We start from the raw sequence: 19,875 nt of genomic DNA on the forward strand, positions 1-19,875 counted from the left end.
GTGGGGCGCCGCCGCGGCGAGGCCCGGGTCAGCCGAAGTCGGGGACGGGGTGGTCCGGGGCGAGGGCCGCGGCGATGCGCTGGGCGATGGTGTGGGCGCTGTGTCCGGCCTCGGCGGTGGGGCCGTCCGTGGTCGAGACGGCGATGGCCAGGCGCTTCGACGGGAGGTAGGCCTGGGAGGCGGAGTAGCCGAAGAACAGCGGGTGTTGGGCGATCCATTCGCCCAGGATCAGCACGCCCATGCCGTAGTGGGTGACCTCGGTGTTCGGCAGGCAGACCGTCGCGGGGCACGTCTTGGTCGCGTGACCGAGGCCGACCGTTCCCGGGTTCAGGAGTTCCCGGTACGAGGCAGGGGACACCAGCTCGCCCGAGCCGATGCCGGCGGCCGAGCGGGCCAGGTCGCAGATGTCGGTGGTCTGCACCGCGCCGGGGGCCGTGGTCCAGGAGGGGTTCCAGAAGGTGGACTCCTCGTACGTCCCCCGATCGGCGGTGAAGGCGTGCAGGACGGGCTCGGGGATGTCGGGCGTGAAGCTGTTCCGGGTCTCGCGCAGTCCGAGCGGGCGCAGGACCTCGTGCCGGAGCAGGACGTCGAGGCGGGTCCCGGTGATCTTCTCCAGGGCGGCGCCGAGGAGGACGAAGTTCGCGTGCGAGTAACTCCAGTTGGTGCCCGGCTCGTACCAGCGTGGACGGCTCGTCGAGATGGCGACCAGTTCCCTGGCCGTCCACTGGCGGAACGGGTTCGCGTAGACGCTCTCGCCGAACCCGGCGGCGGTGACGTAGTCGACGAGCCCCGTGGTGGAGGCGGCCAGCATCCGCAGGGTGATCCGGTCGCCGTCCTCGAGGTCGGGCAGCCAGCGAGCCACGGGGTCGTCGAGTCGGACCTTGCCCTGGTCGACCAGGCGCAGCAGCGCGGTGCCCAGGTAACTGATCGCGATGTTGCCGTTCCGGAAGTGCACGGCGGGGGTGGCCGGCACGCCCGTCATCGACTCGCCGAGCGCGGCGGTGACGACCTCGCGGTCGCCGGCCGTGACCCGCACGATCACGGACCTGAGGTCCATCTCCGCCTTGGCCCGCTCGGCGATCCCGAGGACCTCGCGTGCCGGGCCGCGGTCGGGAAGCCGGGAGGCGACGCAGGGACGGCGGTCGTGGCCCTCGCCGCCGGTGGGGCCGCCCACGGCCGCGACCGGGGAGCCGAGCGCGAGGAGTGCGGTGACCGCGGTGACCGCGGCGACGCGGGACCGGAAGGGGGAACGGGCTGATCTCATGGCGGGAGTATCGGCCGTGGCGTACCCGCCCGGTGGTGGAGCCGCCGCCGCCCCGCACGCATGTCACCCGTCAGGACCGCGCTCGCGGACCCGTCAGGACCGCGCTCGCGGGCCTGCCCGGAGGACGGTGGGCGCGTGGGCTTCGCCTCGGATCCGGCAGGTGTCGGTGCCCGTCGGTCCGGCCGCGCCGGTGGTCGTGCCCGCGTCCGTCGGCCCGCCTCGGCTCCGGCAGGTGTCGGTGCCCGTCGGACCGGCCGCGCCGGTGGTCGTCCCGCGCCCGTCGGCCCGCCTCAGCTCCGGGAGGCTTCGGCGCCCGTCGGTCCGTCCACGCTCGTGGTCGTATCCGTGCCCGTGCCCGTGACCGTATCCGTATCCGTATCCGTGCCCGTGCCCGTGCCCGTGCCCGTGCCCGTGCCCGTATCCGTATCCGTGCCCGCAGTTCCGCCCGCGCCCGCGCCCGTGGCCGCGTCCGTTCCGGACGTCAGCCAGGTGCCGATGCCCGGGAGCGCCTCCGGCCCGCTCTCGCCCTCCACCGTGGTGACGAGATCGGCGATCGTGGTGCCCGCGAGCGAGGCCCTCCACGCGGCTTCCGCGGCCCCCATCGCGCGGGCGATCGGGCAGGCCTTCGTGCACTTCTCCGGTGGGGTCGCCAGCGGTCCGCGCTGCCGGATCTCGGTGCAGACGAACGCCGGATCGGGCCCGTCGACCGCCTGTACGACATCGAGCAGGGTGATCTCGGCGGCCTCTCTGGTCAGCACGTATCCGCCGGTCTTCCCCTGGACGGAGCGCACCAGACCGGCCCGCGACAGTGCCTGCATCTGCTTGGCCAGGTAGCTCGGCGAGACGTCGTGCAGCTGTGCGAGCCGGGCCGCCGGCACCGGGCGGCTCGCGGCCGTGAGCACCACACAGCAGTGGAGCGCCCACTCCACACCACCGGACAGTTTCATGTCGCCTCCCCGTTTGACTCGGACACATACTATCCGAGTATCATCTCGGACATCGGGTATCCGAGTTTGCGCTCCAGGGGCCCCGCCGGGCCCACGAAGGAAGGCACACCATGAAGATCACCGTCATCGGCGGCACCGGCCTCATCGGCTCCCAGGTCGTCGCCATGCTCCAGAACGCCGGCCACGACGTGGTCGCGGCCTCCCTGTCCTCGGGGGTCGACCTGCTCACCGGTGCAGGCCTGGACGAGGCGCTCGCAGGCGCCCACACGGTCATCAACGTCAGCAACTCCCCGACCTTCGACGACCGGTCGCTCGACTTCTTCCGCACCACCGTGGGCAACCTGCTCGACGCGGGTGAGCGCGCGGGCGTACGCCACCAGGTCGCGCTCTCGATCGTCGGCGTGGACCAGGTACCCGACCTGGACTACTACCGGGCCAAGGTGCTCCAGGAGGACCTGCTGCGCGACGGCCCCACCCCGTACTCGATCGTCCGCGCCACCCAGTTCTTCGAGTTCATGGACGCCGTGATGTCCTGGACGGCGACCGACGGCGAAGTCCGGCTCCCCGCCACGCCGCTGCAGCCGATCGCGTCCGCGGACGTGGCCGCCGCCCTCGCCGACGTCGCCGTCGGGGAACCGCTGAACGGCACGCTCGACGTCGCCGGACCCGACGCCCTCGCGCTGGACGAGATCGGCCGGATCACCCTGGCCGCCCGCGGTGACGACCGCCCGGTCGTCGTCGACGGCGGGGCCGGCATGTTCGCCGCCGTCCGCGGCGACGTCCTCACCCCCGGGCCCGGCGCGCGCCTGGCCCCCACCCGCTATCGCGACTGGCTGAGCGCCTCCCTCGCCGGCTGATCGCACGAGGGGTCGGGGACGGCGGGGGAGGGGCCGGCCCCGTCGACCCGCCGGTGGAGTCGACGGGCCGACGGCTCGGAGGGGCCTCGGCCTGGAGGCCCTGGGCTCGGGAGGTCCTCGGCCCGAAGGGTCCTCGGTTCCGTGAGGACCCGGTTCGGGAGGGGCCTCGGTTCGGTGGGCCGGTGGTCGGCCCGGACGCTGCCCTAGTTGAACGGGTCGAGCGTGACGTACGCCTGCTGCGGGTTCCCGTCGTGCACCAGGGATTCGTGCGCGCCGACGTCGTCGAAGGCGAAGCCGTACGCCTTGCCGTCGGCCATCTGGGCGTGGATCTTCCGGGAGTAGTGGTTGGTCACCGCGTCCTTGTAGAAGCCGGCCGACGACGTGTCCGGCTGGTTCGGGTTCGTCAGCAGGGTGGAGCGGTTGTAACCCGCGCAGAGCGTACGGGAGATGGGCCCGCGCACCTGGTCGTTGGGGGCGTCGAGGTGCTTGTAGCAGCCGAAGACGCTGTCGGAGTCGGGCTTCTGGAACGAGGTGACGACGGCCCCGGACGTGTTGGTGAAGTTCATGACGTTTCCGGAGACCCGGCCGAAGTACTTCACGGAGGGCTGGTTCGCGAACGGCGTCACGGTCAGGGTCGACGAGGCGTACTTGGTCCAGACGCGGTTGATGTAGTCGTTCATCACCCCCGAGGGCAGTGCCCCGGCCTCGATGCCGTGACCCGGGGCGAGGGCACGGAGCACGGTGCCGTCGGCGCGGGTCTGGATGAGGTTGGCCCAGCCGCCGGGCTGGCCACGCAGGGCGTCGTAGAAGCCGCGGTAGCCGCCGGGCTTGAGGCGGCCCGTGTTCGCGACGGTGCCGTCGGGGCGCTTCACGCCGACGGCGTAGGGCGCGGAGACCATGTCGACCTGGGTGCTGTTGATCCAGATGCCCGCGTCGTTGAGCGTGTATTCGGACCAGTTGAAGAGGATGTTCCTGTTGGGGTCGCTCGGGTTCTGGACCGCGGGCTGCACGAGGCCGCCCGTCGCCACCTTGAACACCAGCTTCTGTCCGTAGCTGAAGTAGATCCGGCCGGAGAACTTCGGCAGCCGGATCGTCATCGACCCGCCGTTGGCGGGACCGGTGATGGCGGCGTCCGGTGCGGGAACGGGGACGGAGCCCCCGGCCGGCCAGGGGTGGAACGTGCCGTTCGCGTCGGCCCAGCCCTGTCGGCCCGTCGAGAGCTCGGTGCCGAGGTTGTAGACGTAGACCTGTTCGCCGCGACCCGAGTTGTTCGTGAAGGTGAGCGGAATGGTCGCGGGAACGGCGGCCTCGACGGTGTCGGACGGGCCGGCGACGGTGACGACGGTGCCGATCGACGCGGCGGCGGCCAGGGTCACGAGTGCGGCGCGGCCGTGCCTGCGCCTGCGGTGTGCGGACACGTGGGGCTCCTCGGAGGTGGGGACTCCGTGTGGGGGGAATCCGTGGGCGGTTGGGGGGACTTGGGGTCCTGAAGGGATTGAGAGCGCTCTCAAGAATGGTGAGGGTGAGATGGACCTGTCAATGCCTGGGGGTGGGGTGATGCGGGTCGGGGGTGGGACGGGGGGTGGGTTCGGAGGAGGGCCGGGACGGGCTCGCCGCGGGGCGCGAGGCCGCCCGATCGGCGCAGGTACGGCGCGCCTCGGCCGACCGGGACGGGCTCGCCGCGGGGCGCGAGGCCGCCCGATCGGCGCAGGTACGGCGCGCCTCGGCCGCTTGCGCGGTGGTCCGTGGAGGATCGACGGGAGGTGGGCCGCGGTGTCGGTGTCCAGGGCGTCGGCGACGCTGCCCGGCCGCCCGGAACCGCCCCGCCACCTGGAGAGATCCGGTCATGACACTGTTCGAGGACCCGCTGTTCCCGTGCCTCGCCGGCCAGGCGCCGGAGCGCGTCGAGGCCGACGCCCACCCCGTCGCCCCGGTGGCGGCGTGACCGCCGTCCCGCGCGGGGACGCGCCGGGTGAAGGCCGTTACGGCGAGGCCGTGTTCCCTCCCGAACGGGCGGGCGAGGGCGAGCGCATCGACTTCGGCGCGCTCGCCTACGACGACATCACCATGGCGCGATTCCGTGCGCTCGGGGTCGGTCCGGGATGGCGGTGCCTCGACGTGGGTGCCGGCACGGGCACCGTCTCCCGTCGGCTGCTCGACGAGGCCGGAGTGACGGGCGTGCTCGCCGTGGACCGCGACGTACGCTTTCTCGTCGAGCGCCCCGTGACCGGCCTCGACGTCATCGAGGCCGACGTCACCGACCCCGGCTTCGACCCCGGGCGATTCCGGCTCGTCCACGCGCGATTCGTGCTCATGCACCTTCCCGAGCGGGACCGGGTGATGAGCCGCCTGGCCGAACTCGTCGAACCCGGCGGTGTGCTGGTGCTGAGCGACGCGGTGGACCTGACGAGCGACCGGGCTCCCGGCACTCCGTACACCACGGTGATGCGGGCGATGTGGCAGGCGTTGAAGGAGACCATCGGCACCGACGTCTCCTGGGTTCCGTCGTACCCGCTGCTGCTCCGCGGTGCGGGCCTCGTGCCCGTGGCCGCCGAGATCCACGTACCGCCGCTGCTGGCGGGGAGTCCGATCAGCCGCTTCTGGGCGGACACGTGGGAACGGAGCAGGGGGCCCATGCTGGCGACCGGTCTGGTCGACGACGCGGCCGTCGACGAGGCGCTCCGGTACCTGGGATCCGACGAATGCGCCGCGCTCTCGGCAGGCATGCTCACGGCCTGGGGCCGGAAGCCGGGGGAGAGCCTGTAGGCGTCGATACGGGTCGATGCGGGGCGATTCGCATCGACCAGGGTCGGCCGCCGGCCGGCCTGCGAGGGCCACGTCACCGCCGCCCGCGCCGACACCGTGCGGGTGCGCCGGGTGGCCGGTCGCCTCGAGGTCACGGTGTCCGACGACGGCGCGGGCGGTGGGCAGGGGCCGGGAACACGGCGGGGCGGCAGCGGGCTGGCCGGGCTCGCGGCCAGGGTGGAGGCGCTGAGCGGAACGCTCGCCGCAGCACCGGTGCGGGACGGTTGGCGGGTCGCCGCGACGATGCCCCTGGAGGGCCGATGAGCATCAGGGTTCTGCTGGCCGACGACGACGAGGCGATCCGCAGCGCGTACGGGATCATCCTCGGCGCCCAGCCGGACATCGACGTGGTCGGGGCCGCCGCGGACGGTCTCGAGGCGCTCGAACTCGCCGGGCGGCTGCGGCCGGACGTGATCCTCGCGGACATCCGGATGCCGCGCCTGGACGGTCTGGAGCTGACCAGGAGGCTCGGTGCGGAGTCCCGGGTCGTCGTGGTCACCACCTTCGACCTCGACGAGTACGTGCACACGGCCCTGCGGGAGGGCGCGGCGGGCTTCCTGCTGAAGCGGTCGGGCCCGGCGCTGCTCGCGGAGGCCGTACGCGCGGCGGTCGCCGGGGACGCACTGATCAGCCCGCAGATCACCGGACGGCTGCTGAGGCGACTCTCCTCGCCGCGACCGGAACGGGCCGACGCGCGTACGGGTGCGGGAGGGCCCGTCGCCGCCGCCGGCGCGATGGTCCGGCCGCCACGGAGGCGCTGACCGCACGGAAAGCGAGATCGCCGGGCTCGTCGGGGAGGGTGCCACCAACGCCGAGATCGGGGCGGCCCTGTTCATCACGCCGGGGACGGTGAAGAACCACCTCGCCACGATCCAGCCCAAGATCGGGGCTCGCAACCGGGTCGGCATCGCCGCCTGGGCCCGGGAGCACACCCGCGTCGACACCCGGGAGCCCCGACACGGGTGATCCCGCCCGCACTGGAGCGGGCCGTGGCCGCCGCGCGGGCGGCCGGGGTCTCACCCGCCGGGGGTGATGGCGTCCAGTCCCTTGGCCAGGTCCTCCGGGTTCATGACCGGCGAATAGTGCACCTTGGCGTTGAGCTTGAGGAAGAACGGCTCCGAGATCTTCGGCATCAGCGACGGATCGGCCATGTCGAAGAAGAGGTACCCCGTCCGGCAGCCGTTCTCGACGGTGAAGTAGGCCGCTTCGGGGCGGAGCTCCCGGAGGGTCTCCTCCATGATCTTCCGAAGCGTGCCTGCTCGGATGGCCTCGTTCGAGGCCGGGGTGTCCATCTCGACCTTCAGGAGCATGCGCATGATGGTCGCTGCCTCTCCCGACCGGGCGGGCACTCTGCCGGCTACGCCCTCGACACCCGGACGTGCTCGGTTCCAGCGTCCCTCTTCCCCTCCGGCGCGACCACTCGGCGGGCGTACGCCGCCTCCGTGCTGCCGCGCAGAACACGAAGAGCGGCGAGATCAGCCCGTCGTGGAAACCGCCTTCGATGTGGAGGGCTCGAACGCGGTCCTGCCGAGCGGCGGGTCGAGGCCGAACCACGGGCGCGCCAGGAGTGCTCGAACGGGGGGAGCCGGTCGTCCACCTCGGCGAGAGACTCCGGCCGCAGGTGGAAGGAGCGATGGCGTCCGTCGACGCGCGAGGGGTCGTGTCCGGTGCGAGGCTGAGGGCGTACCCGGCGTACCCGGCGTACCCCCCCCTGGAACCGCGAAAGGCCTTCGCCATGATCACCACCGACTTCGTTCCCGGCTCCCCCTGCTGGCTCGACCTCGGCGCCCCCGACGTCCCGGCCGCCGCGGCCTTCTACGGCGGTGTGCTGGGGTGGGACTACGAGTCCATGGGGGAGGCGGAGGGGGAGGACGGCATGGAGGGCGGGATGTTCCGGAACGACGGGAAGATCGTCGCCGGCCTCGGCAAGCTCACCGAGAAGGGCGCGCGTTCGGCCTGGATGATCTACTACAGCGTCGCCGACGTGGACGCCACGACGCGGGCCGTGGAGGAGGCCGGCGGGACCGTGCGCGTCGCCCCCATGGACCTCGACGAGTGGGGTCGGATGGCGCAGTACAGCGACCCCCAGGGCGGCCAGTTCGCCGTCTGGCAGCCGGGCTCGAACAAGGGTGTCGAACAGGTCGACACGCCGGGCTCGTTGTCCTGGACCGAGCTGTACACGAGCGACGCCGAGGCGGCGAAGCGGTTCTACGGCAGCGTCCTCGGCTGGCAGTACAGCGAGATGCCGATGCCCGGCGGGGAGGGCACGTACACGATCATCACCCCCGCCGGACTGCCCGAGGAGCGCATGCACGGCGGTCTCATGCAGGTGAGCGAGGCGGACCTCGCCCTCGCGCACGGACGGCCGTACTGGCACCCCGTCTTCGCGGTCACCGACTGCGACGCCGCGGTCGCCAGGGTCACCGCGGGCGGCGGCAACGTCCAGATGGGACCGGACGACGCGGAGGGCGTCGGACGGCTCGCCGTCTGCCTCGACCCGTCGAACGCGGACTTCGTCGTCCTGGCCCCGCCCGCCGGCTGAACGGCCCCGCGGCCCGGCTCGCCGGGTGAACGGCCCCGCGGCCCGGCCCTGCCGCGCCTCGGCCCTCGCCGCAGCCGGATGGGGCCGGGGCCGGCGCGGGGTCAGCGGGCCAGCCGGCCGTCCAGCCACTGCAGCACCTCGGGCGTCACCGGGTCGGTGATGTCGGCGAACTCCTCGTGCTTCTTCAGGAACTTGGCCACGTACGGGCAGACCGGAACGATCCGCATCCCGGAGGCGCGCACGTCGGTCAGGGCCTGCTCGACCAGGATCGAGGCGAGGCCCTGGCCCGCGTAGGCGTCGTCGATCTCGGTGTGGAAGAAGACGCGCCGGTCGTCGCGGTCGCGATATGCCGTGAGGCCGGCGCGCCGGTCGTCGACCAGGATCTCGTAGCGGTGCCGGGGGTCGACGCGGCGGACGACGGGGGTGGTTGCTGCCTGCTCGGTCATGACGTGCCTTTCGGGTCGAACGATGCGAACGATGCCTACGGTCCGTGGAGTCCGTGGAGTCCATGGAGTCGGTGAAGTCCACGGAGCCTGTGAGGTGCGGCGGTAGGCGGCTCAGGCGCGGGGCGGGTTTCCCCGGGGGGTGAGGGCGGCGTTCGGCAGAGCAGGGGCGGGGAGGCGGTCGCCGGGGTAGCCGTCGACGTGCCCGAAGCGGTCGGAGGCGCGCTCCCACTCCTCCCTGGCCTCCGCGATGTCCTGGTTGCTGCGGCCGATGAAGTTCCACCACATGACGATCTCCTCGCCGAACGGCGTACCGCCGATGAGGACCGCCCGCGCGCGCAGGTCGGACCCGTTCGTCAGGGTCAGCGTGTCGTGTCCGGTGTCGACGTAGCCGAGTTCGGCCGGGCGGAGGAGGGTGCCGGCGAACCGGACGTCCCCTTCGTCGACGAGCAGACCGTGCTCGTGTGCCGGATCGACGGGAAGGGTGACCGTGGCGCCGGGGTCGATGAGGAGTTCGGCCCCGAGGAGCGGGGTGAAGGTGCGTACGGGGGAGGTCTCGCCCGCGAGCGAGCCGAGGAACACCCGGAGTTCCGCACCGTCGAGCCGCACCGGCTCGGGGGCGTGGTGCTGGAAGTCGCGGTCGGCGTGGCGGTGTTCGTCGGGCAGTGCCACCCACAGCTGCACTCCGTGCAGGACGGTGGTGCCGGGGGTGGAGACCTCGGTGTGGCTGATGCCGTGACCGCCGGTCATGAGGTTCAGTTCCCCGGGCCGTACGAACGCGTGGCTGCCCAGGCTGTCGCGGTGCTCTATCTCCCCGCTGAAGAGCCAGCTCACCGTCTGCAGACCGGTGTGCGGGTGGGGGGCGACGTCCATGCCGCCGGACTCGGCGACCCGGTCGGGGCCGTAGTGGTCGGCGAAGCACCAGGCGCCGATCAGGGTCCGGGAGCGCTGGGGCAGGGTGCGCCGTACGGTCATGGCGCGCGGCCCGCCCAGCGGGACGTCCCGCGCGGAGAGAATCTCGACCTCCGTGTCGCTCATGTCCGACCCCTCTCCCTGCGTTCTCGTCGCGCGATATAGTTTCGCTTTCAACAACTATAGATGATCATAGCCTCAGAACCCGTGACGCGCACGGATTCATCGAAGGAGCGCATGGTGAACGACGCGAACAACGACGCGAACAACAACCCCGGCAACGACACGAACGGCGCGAACGACGGCGCGAACGGCCGGAACGGCGTGACGGACGGCCGACGGGTCTACCTCGACAAGCAGAGCCCCACGGCCTACCGGGCGCTGGTCCACACCGCCGACGCCGTCCGCGCGACCGCCGCAGACGCCGGGCTCGACCGGATCCTGGTCGAGCTGGTCAACCTCCGCGTGTCGCAGATCAACGGTTGCGCCTCCTGCCTCGACGTCCACACCAGGGCCGCGCTCCGGGCCGGCGAGACGACCCGGCGCCTCGGCGTGCTCCCCGCCTGGCGGGAGACCGAGCTCTTCACCGCACGGGAACGCGCGGCCCTCGCCCTGGCGGAGGCCACGACCGACCCGTCGGACGGTCTCGCGCAGGACCGGGCGTACGGCACGGCGCGCGCGGTCCTGACCGACGAGGAGATCTCGGCGGTGATCTGGGTGGCGATCACCATCAACGCGTTCAACCGGGTGTCGATCCTGAGCCGTCATCCCGTACGCGACGGGTCCTCGGCCCCCGCCCCCCTCCCCGTCTCCGCCCCGCTCCCGGTGGACGCTACGGCCTGACCCACGCCGCTTCGGTGGCCGCCAGACGTCTCGTGACGGCGGCGGCCACCGCCAGCACGGCGAGGGCCGCTCCCAGGGCGACCGTGAGTCCGGCGTCGAGAAGCAGGGCGCCGACGAGGGCGCCGAGCACCAGCGCCAGGACGGACAGGATCTGCCGACCGCGCCGGGGAGCCTCGCCACCGGACGGAGCGGAACCCGAGGCCAGGCCGGTCAGCGTCTGGGTCAACACGGTCGTGGTCAGGTCCGGCACGCCGATGCGGCGGGCCACCGCGGTCTGCACCCCCATGGCCAGGCCGAGGGCGACGATCAGGGTGTACCGGCCCGGCGTGCCCACCCTGTCGTGCGCCACGAGGGCGATGACGAGCGCCGCCGCGACGAGCGCCGCCTGCAGGGCCAGTGCCGAGGCGAGCAGTCGCCCGCGGTGCGCGGCGAACCGGGTGCCGAACCGGCCACCGGCCACCGCGCCGACGAGGAACGAGGCCAGGGACACGAGCGTGGCGGGCGCGGACAGGCCCTCGGCGCCCGCGAGGGCGAAGCCCAGGAGCGCCACGTTGCCGGTCATGTTGGCCACGAAGACCTGCCCGAGCCCCAGATAGCTCACCGCGTCCACCAGCCCGGTGACCACGGTCAGCGCCAGCATGAGCGGCGGCAGCGGCCCGTGCCGGTCCCCCTTGGGCGGCACCAGAGTGCGAGCGACGTCCACCAGCAGCTTGCGCATCCCTCGGACGCTCCTTCCGCGACGGGGCCGTGGCCAGGTTCCGGAGCCCTCCTGTGACGTACACCGATGCACCCCCGATCGCGTGCGTCGCCACGCCGGAGCGGCCCGCGCACCGTGTCGCGCCCCTCGTCACGACCTGCGGCCGTGTCCGTCGGCGGGGCGGGGCGTTGTGAGGGTGTGATCTCTACACGACGCATTTCCTCAGTTCTCGCCGTCGCAGCCGCCTTCTCGTGCCTCGGCGCGTCCGCCGCGCAGGCCGTCGCCACCACCAGTCCGCTCGGCCCGCCGATCAACCCGGTCACCGAGCTCGACGCGCTCGCCACGACCGGGATTCCCGAGGAGTCCAAGGCGCAGTTCCCCGGCATCGCGGATCAGCTCGGTGGGCTCAGCCGGGTGCACGACGTGCAGCAGCTCCACCAGCTCACCGATCTGGCCGCCCCGGTCACCGGGCTTCTGCCCGAGATCTCCTGACCGGTCCTCCCGGTCGGCGTACCGGCATCGCGCGGACTGCGCGGTGCCGGTTTCCTGTCGTACGGGTACGGACCGGTGTCACCAGCCGAAGCGACGGTCGATCAGGGCGGCGAACTCCTCGAACGACAGGACGCGGTCGCCGTTCTGGTCGGCCTGGTCGAACAGGGCCGAGGCGTCGTCGTCGGTCCCCACGCCCCACACGGGGATCACGCCCTGGGCGGCCAGGGTCGGGCCCTTGACCCGCAGCGCGTTGATGATCTCGATGCGCGTCAGGCTGCCGTCATGGTCGAGGTCGAGCGCGTCGAAGAGAGTACGGGCCTTGTCGCTCATGATGTGTCCTGCTTCCCTGTGGCCGCGGCTGGTGCATCGGCCGATGCGTCCCTGTGCAGAAGGACGCAGGGTTCGCCCCGCGCGTTGCCTCGGAGCTCGTCATCGAGCGTAGTCGCGTGGCGCGGGGCGGGGTGCGAACGAGGGGGCGGGAGGTCGTCCACAGGCTTCGGCGGTGCGGCCGGGGTGTCCGTGGCGGCGGATAGGGTGGGTGAATGGTCCTTTCCGACGGCTCCGCCGTGATCTCCGAGGCAGCGCAGGTGCTTCACCGCGTCTTCGGTTACAGCTCCTTCCGAGGCGAGCAGCAGGAGATCATCGAGCAGGTCGTCGACGGCGGCGACGCCCTCGTGCTGATGCCGACCGGCGGCGGAAAGTCCCTCTGCTACCAGATTCCCGCCCTCGTCCGGGACGGCACCGGCGTCGTGATCTCGCCGCTGATCGCCCTCATGCAGGACCAGGTGGACGCGCTCAGGGCCCTCGGTGTGCGGGCCGGGTTCCTGAATTCGACCCAGGATCCGTACGAGCGGCAGGCCGTCGAGCAGGCCTTCCTCGCCGACGAGCTCGATCTGCTCTATCTGGCTCCCGAGCGGCTCCGCACCGAAGGCACCCAGCGGCTCCTCGACCGGGGCAGGGTGTCGCTCTTCGCCATCGACGAGGCGCACTGTGTCGCCCAGTGGGGTCACGACTTCCGGCCCGACTACCTCGCGCTGTCCATGCTCCACGAGCGCTGGCCCAAGGTGCCGCGGATCGCGCTGACCGCCACGGCCACCGAGGCCACCCACAAGGAGATCGCCGCCCGGCTCGGCCTCGAGGACGCCCGGCACTTCGTCGCCGACTTCGACCGGCCGAACATCCAGTACCGCATCGTCTCCAAGAACAGCCCGCACAAGCAGCTGCTGGAACTGATCAGGACCGAGCACGACGGGGACTCCGGAGTCGTCTACTGCCTCTCCCGCGCCTCGGTGGAGAAGACCGCGGCACTCCTCGTGGAGAACGGCATCGACGCCGTCCCCTACCACGCCGGCATGGACGCCCGTACGCGCGCGGCGAACCAGGCCCGCTTCCTCCGGGAGGACGGGGTCGTCGTGGTGGCGACCATCGCCTTCGGCATGGGCATCGACAAGCCCGACGTGCGTTTCGTGGCCCACCTCGACCTGCCCAAGTCCGTCGAGGGCTACTACCAGGAGACCGGCCGCGCCGGGCGCGACGGCGAGCCCGCCACCGCCTGGCTGGCGTACGGCCTCCAGGACGTGGTCCAGCAGCGCAAGATGATAGACGGCTCCGAGGGCGACGAGCAGCACCGACGCGGCCTCGCCATGCATCTGGAGGCCATGCTCTCGCTCTGCGAGACGGTCGACTGCCGCCGCGTCCGCCTCCTCGACTACTTCGGCCAGTCCGGTCAGCCCTGCGGCAACTGCGACACCTGTCTGAACCCGGCCGAGTCCTGGGACGGCACCGTCGCCGCGCAGAAGCTGCTGTCCACCGTGTGGCGGCTGGCCAAGGAGCGGCGTCAGAAGTTCGGCGCGGGACAGATCATCGACATCCTGCAGGGCAAGAAGACGGCCAAGGTCATCCAGTTCGACCACGACGGCCTCTCGGTGTTCGGCGTCGGGTCGGAGCTGGGCACCGCCGAGTGGCGCGGGGTCGTGCGGCAGCTCCTCGCGCTGGGGCTCCTGGCCGTGGAGGGCGACTACGGCACGCTCGTGCTCACGGAGGAGAGCGGCGAGGTGCTCGGTGGGCGCCGCACCGTCACCATGCGGAAGGAGAAGGCGCCGGCCGCCGCCTCCCGCAAGGAGTCCGGCGGGCGCTCCGGTAAGGGCTCCCGAGTGCCGGTCGACCTGCCGGTGGCTGCGGTCCCGGTCTTCGAGGCGCTGCGTGCCTGGCGGGCCGCGGCGGCGCGCGAGCAGGGCGTCCCGGCGTACGTCGTCTTCCACGACGCCACCCTGCGGGAGATCGCGACGCGGCTCCCCACCACGGTCGAGGAGCTCGGCACCGTCGGTGGCGTCGGCGAGGCCAAGCTGGTGAAGTACGCCGAGGGCGTGCTGGAGGCGCTGGCGGAGAGCGGGGCCGACGCCGCGGCGGCCGGGTCGGGGACGGTGCCTCATGCGGCTCCCGCCGCCGGAGCCCCCGCCGGTCCCGCCGGTGCGGCCGATTCGGCCGCCCCTGTCTCCGGGGCGCGGTCCGCGAGTGCCGTGCCCTCCGTGCCCTCCGTGCCTTCCGTGCCCTCCGCTCCGGAGTCCGAGGCTCCGTACGACGAGGAGGAGCCGCCCTACGACTGGGACGGGATGGAGGAGCCGCCTCCGCCCTACGACGACTGGCGGTAGGTGGGCCCGAGGGCGAGGGATTCCGCCCTCGCCTCCGTACCCCTCGCCTCCGTGCCTCTCGACCCCGTACCGCCAAGCCCGTACCCCCGGCCCCGTGCCCGTCAGGCGGGCTGCGGCGTGAGGCGGCGCAGGCCCCGGCGGTCGTAGTACCGGGTCATGGCGAAGCCGAACACCAGAGCCAGAGCCGTACCGACGGCGATCATGATCCAGCCGCGGGCCAGCCCCGCGTCGGCGCGGGCGTCGAAGTAGAGGATGGCCCGGACGCCGGCGCTGAGCTGGTGCATCGGCTCGAAGACGCCCAGGAAGCGGAAGAAGCCCGGGGTGGCCTCCAGGGGGACGGTCGCGCCGGAGGAGGGGAGGGCGAGGGCGATGAAGACGAACATGGAGACGAGCTGCCCGATGCCGCCGAACGCGGCGTTGATGGCCTGGACGCCCAGACCGACGGCGACCGTCGCGCAGTAGGAGAAGAGCCACAGCATCGGCAGGTGCGAGGCGTCCATGCCCAGGACCGCGATCGTCGACACCATGACGAGCGTCGTGGTGAGGAGTGAGACGCCCGCCGTCATCAGCATCTTCAGGACCAGCGTCTGCGTGCGGTCGATCGGGACCGTCGGATGCCGGGAGTGCCAGGGGCCGATCTCGCTGTCGGCGTAGCCGAGCGCGGTGTCGACGCCGCTGTTCACGAGGTTGCCGCCGATGAAGCCGCCGAGGACGAGCAGCAGGGTGTAGTAGAAGGCCGTCAGGCCGAGACCGCTGTGCCGGCCGATCGGATGGCCGACCTGGGTGGCGACCGCGACCGGGTCGGTCAGGAGCAGCCGGGTCGTCGGGACGTCGGTGGCGGCGGAGAGCTGCTTGCCGATGCTCAGCGAGGCCTGACGGGCCGCGTTCTGGTTGATCTGGGCCGCGATCGACGAACCCAGACTGCCCAGGCCGGGATTGGTGAGCACGGTGATCGTCGGCCGCACCGTCGCTTGGTTGGTGGTCAGGGCGGCGACGGACGCGGTGAAGTTCTCCGGGACGACGAGGGCGCCGAAGATCTCGCCGGACGCCAGCGCGTCCTGGGCCTGCGCGCGGTCGAGCCGCCGCCAGTCGACGCTGGTCTTCGAGGAACCGGCGGCGACGATCCCGTCGGTGATCTGCTTCCCCAGCGTCTCGCGCTGTCCGGGGAGCGGGGTGCCCCGGTCCTCGTCGACCAGGGCGACGGGCAGCCGGTGCAGGTTCTCGTTCGGGTTGAGGATGCCGCCCATGTAGAGGAGGGAGAGGCCCACGGCCACCAGTGCGCTCAGGACGGTCGGTACGAGCCACAGTCTGGGGTTCCGGACGAGGGTCCGGGCGCGGACCTGCGGGTCGGGGGTGTGCGGGGGGATCGCGGACGTCATGGGGTCATCGTCGACGCGCGCGCCGTCGAGGCGGGGATTGCGGCCCGTACGGGTGGGGTGGGCGTGTCGGGCTCCGGGAAGTGCTTCGGGAACGACTCCGAAGAGCGGTCTGGGACGAGCCAACGGGAAAAGCTCCAGGACAGGCTCAGGGAAGGGCCCCGGGAGGGGCTCCGGGAGGGCGCCGGTCCAGGGGCTTCCACTCCGGTTGCGTCGCCCGATGCGTCACGTTTGAGTGGGAATGACCCCTCATGCGTCTCTGGAGCTGACATGTCGATGGCGTTCGGTTCACCCTTCGGTTCGTCCGATCCGTTCAGCGACATGCTGAACCGGTTCTTCGGAATGTCACCGGCGTCGTCGCCCCCGGCCGTGCAGCGCGTACCGATCGGCCGTCTCCTGACCGAGTCCTCCCACGAGCTCCTCAACCTGGCCACGCGGAAGGCCGTCGCGGACGGCACGTCCGACCTCGACACGGAACACCTCCTGTGGGCGGCGACCCAGGTCGACCCCTCGCGCAGGCTGCTGACCCGGGTCGGCGTCGATCCCCAGGCGCTCGCCGCCCAGCTCGACGAGGTACTGCCCAGGGAGGCCGGCGAGCCCTCGTCGGAGCCAGGACTCACCCCGGCGGCCAAGCGCACGCTCGCCGCCGCCTACGGCCGCTCGCAGGAGGCGGGCGTCTCGTACATCGGACCCGAGCACATCCTCGCGGCTCTCCTCGACGACTCCGACTCCGGGGCGGCCCGGCTCCTCGGCGCGGACGACCACGACGTGAAGAGGCTGCGCGGACTCACGGACCAGGCGGTCCGCTCCGACGGCGGTGCCCCGGCCGCCGGAAAGGAGCCGAAGCAGCCGGCCACCACCCTGGACGAGTTCGGCAGGGACCTGACGGACGAGGCGAAGGCCGGCAGGCTCGACCCGGTGGTCGGCCGCGCCGAGGAGATCGAGCAGACCATCGAGATCCTCTCGCGGCGCTCCAAGAACAACCCCGTGCTCATCGGTGAGCCCGGCGTCGGCAAGACCGCCATCGTCGAGGGCCTCGCCCAGCGGATCGTGGCCGACGAGGTGCCCGACACCCTGAAGGGCAAGCGGGTCGTCTCCCTCGACCTGTCCGGCCTCGTGGCCGGAGCGCAGTACCGCGGCCAGTTCGAGGAGCGCCTCAAGAAGGTCATCGAGGACGTCCAGGAGGCCGGCGGCGACATCATCCTCTTCATCGACGAACTCCACACGGTCGTCGGCGCCGGAGCGTCCGGCGAGGGCGCGATGGACGCGGGCAACATGCTCAAGCCCGCCCTCGCGCGCGGCGAGCTGCACGTCGTCGGCGCGACGACGATCGACGAGTACCGCAAGCACATCGAGAAGGACGCCGCACTCGAACGGCGCTTCCAGCCCGTCCTCATCCCGGAGCCCACGGTCGAGGAGACCGTGCAGATCCTCGAAGGACTGAGGGACGCGTACGAGGCCCACCACCAGGTCCGGTTCGCCGACGGCGCCCTCGCGGCGGCGGCCGAGCTCTCCGACCGGTACATCGGCGACCGCTTCCTGCCCGACAAGGCCATCGACCTGATGGACCAGGCGGGCGCGCGCGTACGGCTGCGCAGTGCCGGGCGCTCCACCGAGGTCGTCGGCCGGGAGGACCGGCTCGCCAAGCTCCGGCGGGAGAAGGACCAGGCCGTGGCTGCCGAGCAGTTCGAGAAGGCCTCGGACCTGAAGCGGCAGATCGCCGAGGGGGAGGGCGAACTCGCCGGCATCGAGGAACGCCGCGAGGGCGTCGTCTCGGTCACCGCCGCCGACATCGCCGACATCGTCTCGCGCCGCACCGGCATCCCCGTCTCCCAGCTCACCGCCAGCGAGAAGGAGAAGCTCCTCAAGCTGGAGGAGGAGATGCACGCCCGGATCGTCGGCCAGGACGAGGCGGTCACCGCGGTCTCCGAGGCCGTACGCCGCAACCGCGCCGGCATGGGCGACCCGAACCGCCCCGTCGGCTCGTTCCTCTTCCTCGGCCCCACGGGAGTCGGCAAGACCGAACTCGCCAAGACCCTCGCCGAACTGCTCTTCGGCGAGGACGACCGCATGATCCGGTTCGACATGAGCGAGTTCCAGGAGAAGCACACCGTCGCCCGGCTCGTCGGAGCGCCTCCCGGATACGTCGGTTACGAGGAGGCCGGCCAGCTCACCGAGAAGGTGCGCCGCAACCCGTACAGCGTGGTCCTCTTCGACGAGGTGGAGAAGGCGCACCCCGACGTCTTCAACACGCTGCTCCAGATCCTCGACGACGGGCGGCTCACCGACGGACAGGGCCGCACGGTCGACTTCCGGCACTGCGTCATCATCATGACGTCCAACATCGGCGCCCACCGGATCCTCGCCCACGAGGGCGACGCGGCCGAGCTCAAGGGCGAGCTGATGGAGGACCTGCGGGGCCGGTTCCTGCCCGAGTTCCTCAACCGCATCGACGACATCATCGTCTTCCACAGCCTCACCGAGCAGGACCTGTCGGAGATCGTCGACCACCTCCTGGACCGCAGCAAGCACCGGGTGCGCGCCCAGGGCATGACCCTCGAGGTCACCGAGGCGGCGAAGAAGCTGCTCGTGGCCCACGGCTACCAGCCGGAGTTCGGCGCGCGCCCGCTGCGCCGCACGATCCAGACGGAACTCGACAACCGCATCGCCTCCCTGCTGCTCGGCGGCGAGGCGGAGCCGGGGGACACGATCGTCGCCGACGTGATCGACGACTCCCTCCACTGCACGATCCAGAAGGGCGACGGCGCCGGAGCCGGGACGACCCCCGAGGCCTTCGCGACGGCCGCCGCCACCGACGGCAAGGAGTGACCGATGGCCCCGCACCACAAGTCGAACGAACAGGTCGAGGGCGACCCCGGCACCGGACACAGCCGCGGCATGCCCCGTCGCCCGGACGAGGACGAACTCAAGGAGCGTCTGGAGGAGGACCGCGAGGAGGTCGGACTGCCCCCGGACGGCGAGCGGCAGGCCGACTAGGCCGGTCTCCGGCGGCGCGGGTCGGGCGGGATCCGGAGGAGACGGTCCGGCCACTCAGCCGCCGGACAGGCCCTGGTCCACCGGCAGCCGCTCCAGGGCGGCGGCCACATCGGTCTGGCCCGCGACCTCACGGAGGGCGCGGGCCAGCACCGATCCCGGCTCCCGCGCGATCGTCACCAGACCCATCGGCACCGACCGGGCCGGCTCGACCAGCGGCACCGCCCGCATGCCGTGCGGCACGCCGAACACATGCAGCCAGGTGTGCGGCACGATGCTCGCCCACCGGCCCGTTCTGACATGGGCGAAGAGCGCGGCCACCGAGTCCGTCTCGACCCGCGGCGACGGCCGCACCCCGGCCTCCGCGAACAGCTCGTCCAGGACCCGGCGCCCCTGCATCGCCTCCGTCAGCAGACACAGCGGCAGCCGCGCGGCCTCCGCCCAGGTCGCCGTCGCCCGGTCGACAGGAGTGTCGGCGGCGCCGGTGAGGAGCACGTACCGCTCCTCGTACAGGGGCACCGTCCGGAACTGCTCCCCGAGGCCCTCGTGGAGGTACGTGATCCCGGCGTCGATCTCGAAGTTCCGCACCTGCCGGAGCACGTCATCCGACTGGAGGTCCGCTGTCACCTCCACCGTGACCAGCGGATGCGCCAGGCAGAACGGCGCGGTCAGCAGGGCGACGGCGCCGGTCGCCGTCGGCACCGAACCGATCCGCATCCGGCCGCTCAGACCGGTACGGAGATGACCGACCTCGCTCGTGAGGGCGTCACGGTCGGCCAGGATCCGCTGGGCCCACACCACGATCCGCTCGCCCTCGGGCGTGAGGCCCTCGTACTTGTGGCCGCGCAGCACCAGCGGGACGTCGAGCTCGTCCTCCAGCTTGCGGATCGCCTCCGAGAGCGCGGGCTGGGAGACGTGGCAGGCCTGGGCGGCGCGGGCGAAATGGCGCTCGCGGGAGAGGGCCACCAGGTATTCGAGTTGGCGGAACAGCACCCCACGGGTCTACCCGACGGGTCGGCGGAACACCAATCGCCCCACCGCGGCCGGCCGAC

18 protein-coding genes and 2 pseudogenes are annotated in these 19,875 nt (G+C 72.1%); 10 read left to right on the forward strand and 10 right to left on the reverse strand.

Annotated elements, in window-relative coordinates; all coding sequences use genetic code 11:
- Window positions 1–28 precede the first annotated feature (28 nt).
- Together ACZ4XX_RS08030 and ACZ4XX_RS08035 are read right to left on the reverse strand one after the other, a co-directional pair.
- Window positions 29–1,264 carry a serine hydrolase domain-containing protein gene (locus tag ACZ4XX_RS08030; protein WP_468507084.1) on the reverse strand — a complete coding sequence of 412 codons (1,236 nt, stop codon included), beginning with the start codon at window positions 1,262–1,264 and terminating at the stop codon, window positions 29–31.
- A gap of 476 nt (window positions 1,265–1,740) precedes the next feature.
- Window positions 1,741–2,211: pseudogene (locus ACZ4XX_RS08035) on the reverse strand (RrF2 family transcriptional regulator); the annotation flags it as partial.
- A 110-nt stretch (window positions 2,212–2,321) separates the two neighbouring features.
- Between ACZ4XX_RS08035 and ACZ4XX_RS08040 the strand changes: the two are divergent.
- Window positions 2,322–3,068 (forward strand): SDR family oxidoreductase, encoded by a 747-nt coding sequence (locus tag ACZ4XX_RS08040; RefSeq protein ID WP_468507085.1) that lies wholly within the window; start codon window positions 2,322–2,324, stop codon window positions 3,066–3,068.
- Window positions 3,069–3,271: 203 nt separating this feature from the next.
- Here the strand turns inward: ACZ4XX_RS08040 and ACZ4XX_RS08045 are convergent, their stop codons facing one another.
- Window positions 3,272–4,486 carry a glycoside hydrolase family 64 protein gene (locus ACZ4XX_RS08045; protein WP_468507086.1) on the reverse strand — a complete coding sequence of 405 codons (1,215 nt, stop codon included), beginning with the start codon at window positions 4,484–4,486 and terminating at the stop codon, window positions 3,272–3,274.
- Window positions 4,487–5,009: 523 nt separating this feature from the next.
- Between ACZ4XX_RS08045 and ACZ4XX_RS08050 the strand changes: the two genes are divergently transcribed.
- The 3 genes and pseudogenes from ACZ4XX_RS08050 to ACZ4XX_RS08060 all read left to right on the forward strand — a co-directional run bounded on the left by ACZ4XX_RS08050 (window position 5,010) and on the right by ACZ4XX_RS08060 (window position 6,839).
- Window positions 5,010–5,834, forward strand: a complete 825-nt coding sequence (locus ACZ4XX_RS08050; RefSeq protein WP_468507087.1) for a class I SAM-dependent methyltransferase — start codon at window positions 5,010–5,012, stop codon at window positions 5,832–5,834.
- 111 nt (window positions 5,835–5,945) lie between these two features.
- On the forward strand, window positions 5,946–6,137 hold the full coding sequence (locus ACZ4XX_RS08055; RefSeq protein WP_468507088.1) for an ATP-binding protein: 192 nt from the start codon (window positions 5,946–5,948) through the stop codon (window positions 6,135–6,137).
- Window positions 6,134–6,839: pseudogene (locus ACZ4XX_RS08060) on the forward strand (response regulator). The gene ACZ4XX_RS08055 and the pseudogene ACZ4XX_RS08060 overlap by 4 nt, the downstream one beginning before the upstream one ends.
- A gap of 50 nt (window positions 6,840–6,889) precedes the next feature.
- On the opposite strand, the gene ACZ4XX_RS08065 reads toward ACZ4XX_RS08060, so the two are convergent.
- Entirely contained in the window at window positions 6,890–7,183 is a 294-nt protein-coding gene (locus ACZ4XX_RS08065; RefSeq protein WP_468507089.1) for a hypothetical protein, read from the reverse strand.
- Between the two features lie 425 nt (window positions 7,184–7,608).
- Between ACZ4XX_RS08065 and ACZ4XX_RS08070 the strand changes: the two genes are divergently transcribed.
- Entirely contained in the window at window positions 7,609–8,415 is an 807-nt protein-coding gene (locus tag ACZ4XX_RS08070; protein WP_468507090.1) for a VOC family protein, read from the forward strand.
- 101 nt (window positions 8,416–8,516) lie between these two features.
- On the opposite strand, the gene ACZ4XX_RS08075 is transcribed toward ACZ4XX_RS08070, so the two are convergent.
- Together ACZ4XX_RS08075 and ACZ4XX_RS08080 are read right to left on the reverse strand one after the other, a co-directional pair.
- On the reverse strand, window positions 8,517–8,861 hold the full coding sequence (locus ACZ4XX_RS08075; protein WP_468507091.1) for a GNAT family N-acetyltransferase: 345 nt from the start codon (window positions 8,859–8,861) through the stop codon (window positions 8,517–8,519).
- Window positions 8,862–8,972: 111 nt separating this feature from the next.
- Window positions 8,973–9,896 carry a pirin family protein gene (locus ACZ4XX_RS08080; protein ID WP_468507092.1) on the reverse strand — a complete coding sequence of 308 codons (924 nt, stop codon included), beginning with the start codon at window positions 9,894–9,896 and terminating at the stop codon, window positions 8,973–8,975.
- A 111-nt stretch (window positions 9,897–10,007) separates the two neighbouring features.
- On the opposite strand from ACZ4XX_RS08080, the gene ACZ4XX_RS08085 reads away from it, so the two are divergent.
- Window positions 10,008–10,613 (forward strand): carboxymuconolactone decarboxylase family protein, encoded by a 606-nt coding sequence (locus tag ACZ4XX_RS08085; RefSeq protein WP_468507093.1) that lies wholly within the window; start codon window positions 10,008–10,010, stop codon window positions 10,611–10,613.
- On the opposite strand, the gene ACZ4XX_RS08090 is transcribed toward ACZ4XX_RS08085, so the two are convergent.
- Window positions 10,603–11,331, reverse strand: a complete 729-nt coding sequence (locus ACZ4XX_RS08090; RefSeq protein ID WP_468507094.1) for a YoaK family protein — start codon at window positions 11,329–11,331, stop codon at window positions 10,603–10,605. The two genes, ACZ4XX_RS08085 and ACZ4XX_RS08090, sit on opposite strands and share 11 nt — an antisense overlap.
- Before the next feature lie 177 nt (window positions 11,332–11,508).
- Here ACZ4XX_RS08090 and ACZ4XX_RS08095 point away from each other — a divergent pair, with 177 nt between their 5' ends.
- Complete coding sequence (locus tag ACZ4XX_RS08095) at window positions 11,509–11,802, forward strand: hypothetical protein (protein ID WP_468507095.1); 294 nt, start codon at window positions 11,509–11,511, stop codon at window positions 11,800–11,802.
- A 78-nt stretch (window positions 11,803–11,880) separates the two neighbouring features.
- Here the strand turns inward: ACZ4XX_RS08095 and ACZ4XX_RS08100 are convergent, their stop codons facing one another.
- Window positions 11,881–12,132, reverse strand: a complete 252-nt coding sequence (locus ACZ4XX_RS08100; protein WP_468507096.1) for an EF-hand domain-containing protein — start codon at window positions 12,130–12,132, stop codon at window positions 11,881–11,883.
- A 212-nt stretch (window positions 12,133–12,344) separates the two neighbouring features.
- Here ACZ4XX_RS08100 and recQ point away from each other — a divergent pair, with 212 nt between their 5' ends.
- On the forward strand, window positions 12,345–14,453 hold the full coding sequence (gene recQ / locus ACZ4XX_RS08105; RefSeq protein WP_468507097.1) for a DNA helicase RecQ: 2,109 nt from the start codon (window positions 12,345–12,347) through the stop codon (window positions 14,451–14,453).
- Between the two features lie 101 nt (window positions 14,454–14,554).
- Here the strand turns inward: recQ and ACZ4XX_RS08110 are convergent, their stop codons facing one another.
- Entirely contained in the window at window positions 14,555–15,832 is a 1,278-nt protein-coding gene (locus ACZ4XX_RS08110) for a YhgE/Pip domain-containing protein (RefSeq protein WP_468507098.1), read from the reverse strand.
- Between the two features lie 267 nt (window positions 15,833–16,099).
- On the opposite strand from ACZ4XX_RS08110, the gene ACZ4XX_RS08115 reads away from it, so the two are divergent.
- Window positions 16,100–18,658 carry an ATP-dependent Clp protease ATP-binding subunit gene (locus tag ACZ4XX_RS08115; protein ID WP_468507099.1) on the forward strand — a complete coding sequence of 853 codons (2,559 nt, stop codon included), beginning with the start codon at window positions 16,100–16,102 and terminating at the stop codon, window positions 18,656–18,658.
- 3 nt (window positions 18,659–18,661) lie between these two features.
- Window positions 18,662–18,826 carry a hypothetical protein gene (locus ACZ4XX_RS08120; RefSeq protein WP_468507100.1) on the forward strand — a complete coding sequence of 55 codons (165 nt, stop codon included), beginning with the start codon at window positions 18,662–18,664 and terminating at the stop codon, window positions 18,824–18,826.
- 54 nt (window positions 18,827–18,880) lie between these two features.
- Here ACZ4XX_RS08120 and ACZ4XX_RS08125 read toward each other — a convergent pair whose 3' ends face one another.
- Window positions 18,881–19,816: a LysR family transcriptional regulator gene (locus ACZ4XX_RS08125; RefSeq protein ID WP_468507101.1), complete on the reverse strand. Its 936-nt coding sequence runs from the start codon at window positions 19,814–19,816 to the stop codon at window positions 18,881–18,883.
- Between the last annotated feature and the right edge of the window lie 59 nt (window positions 19,817–19,875).

The sequence above is a fragment of the Streptomyces sp. NPDC029956 genome (assembly GCF_055574655.1).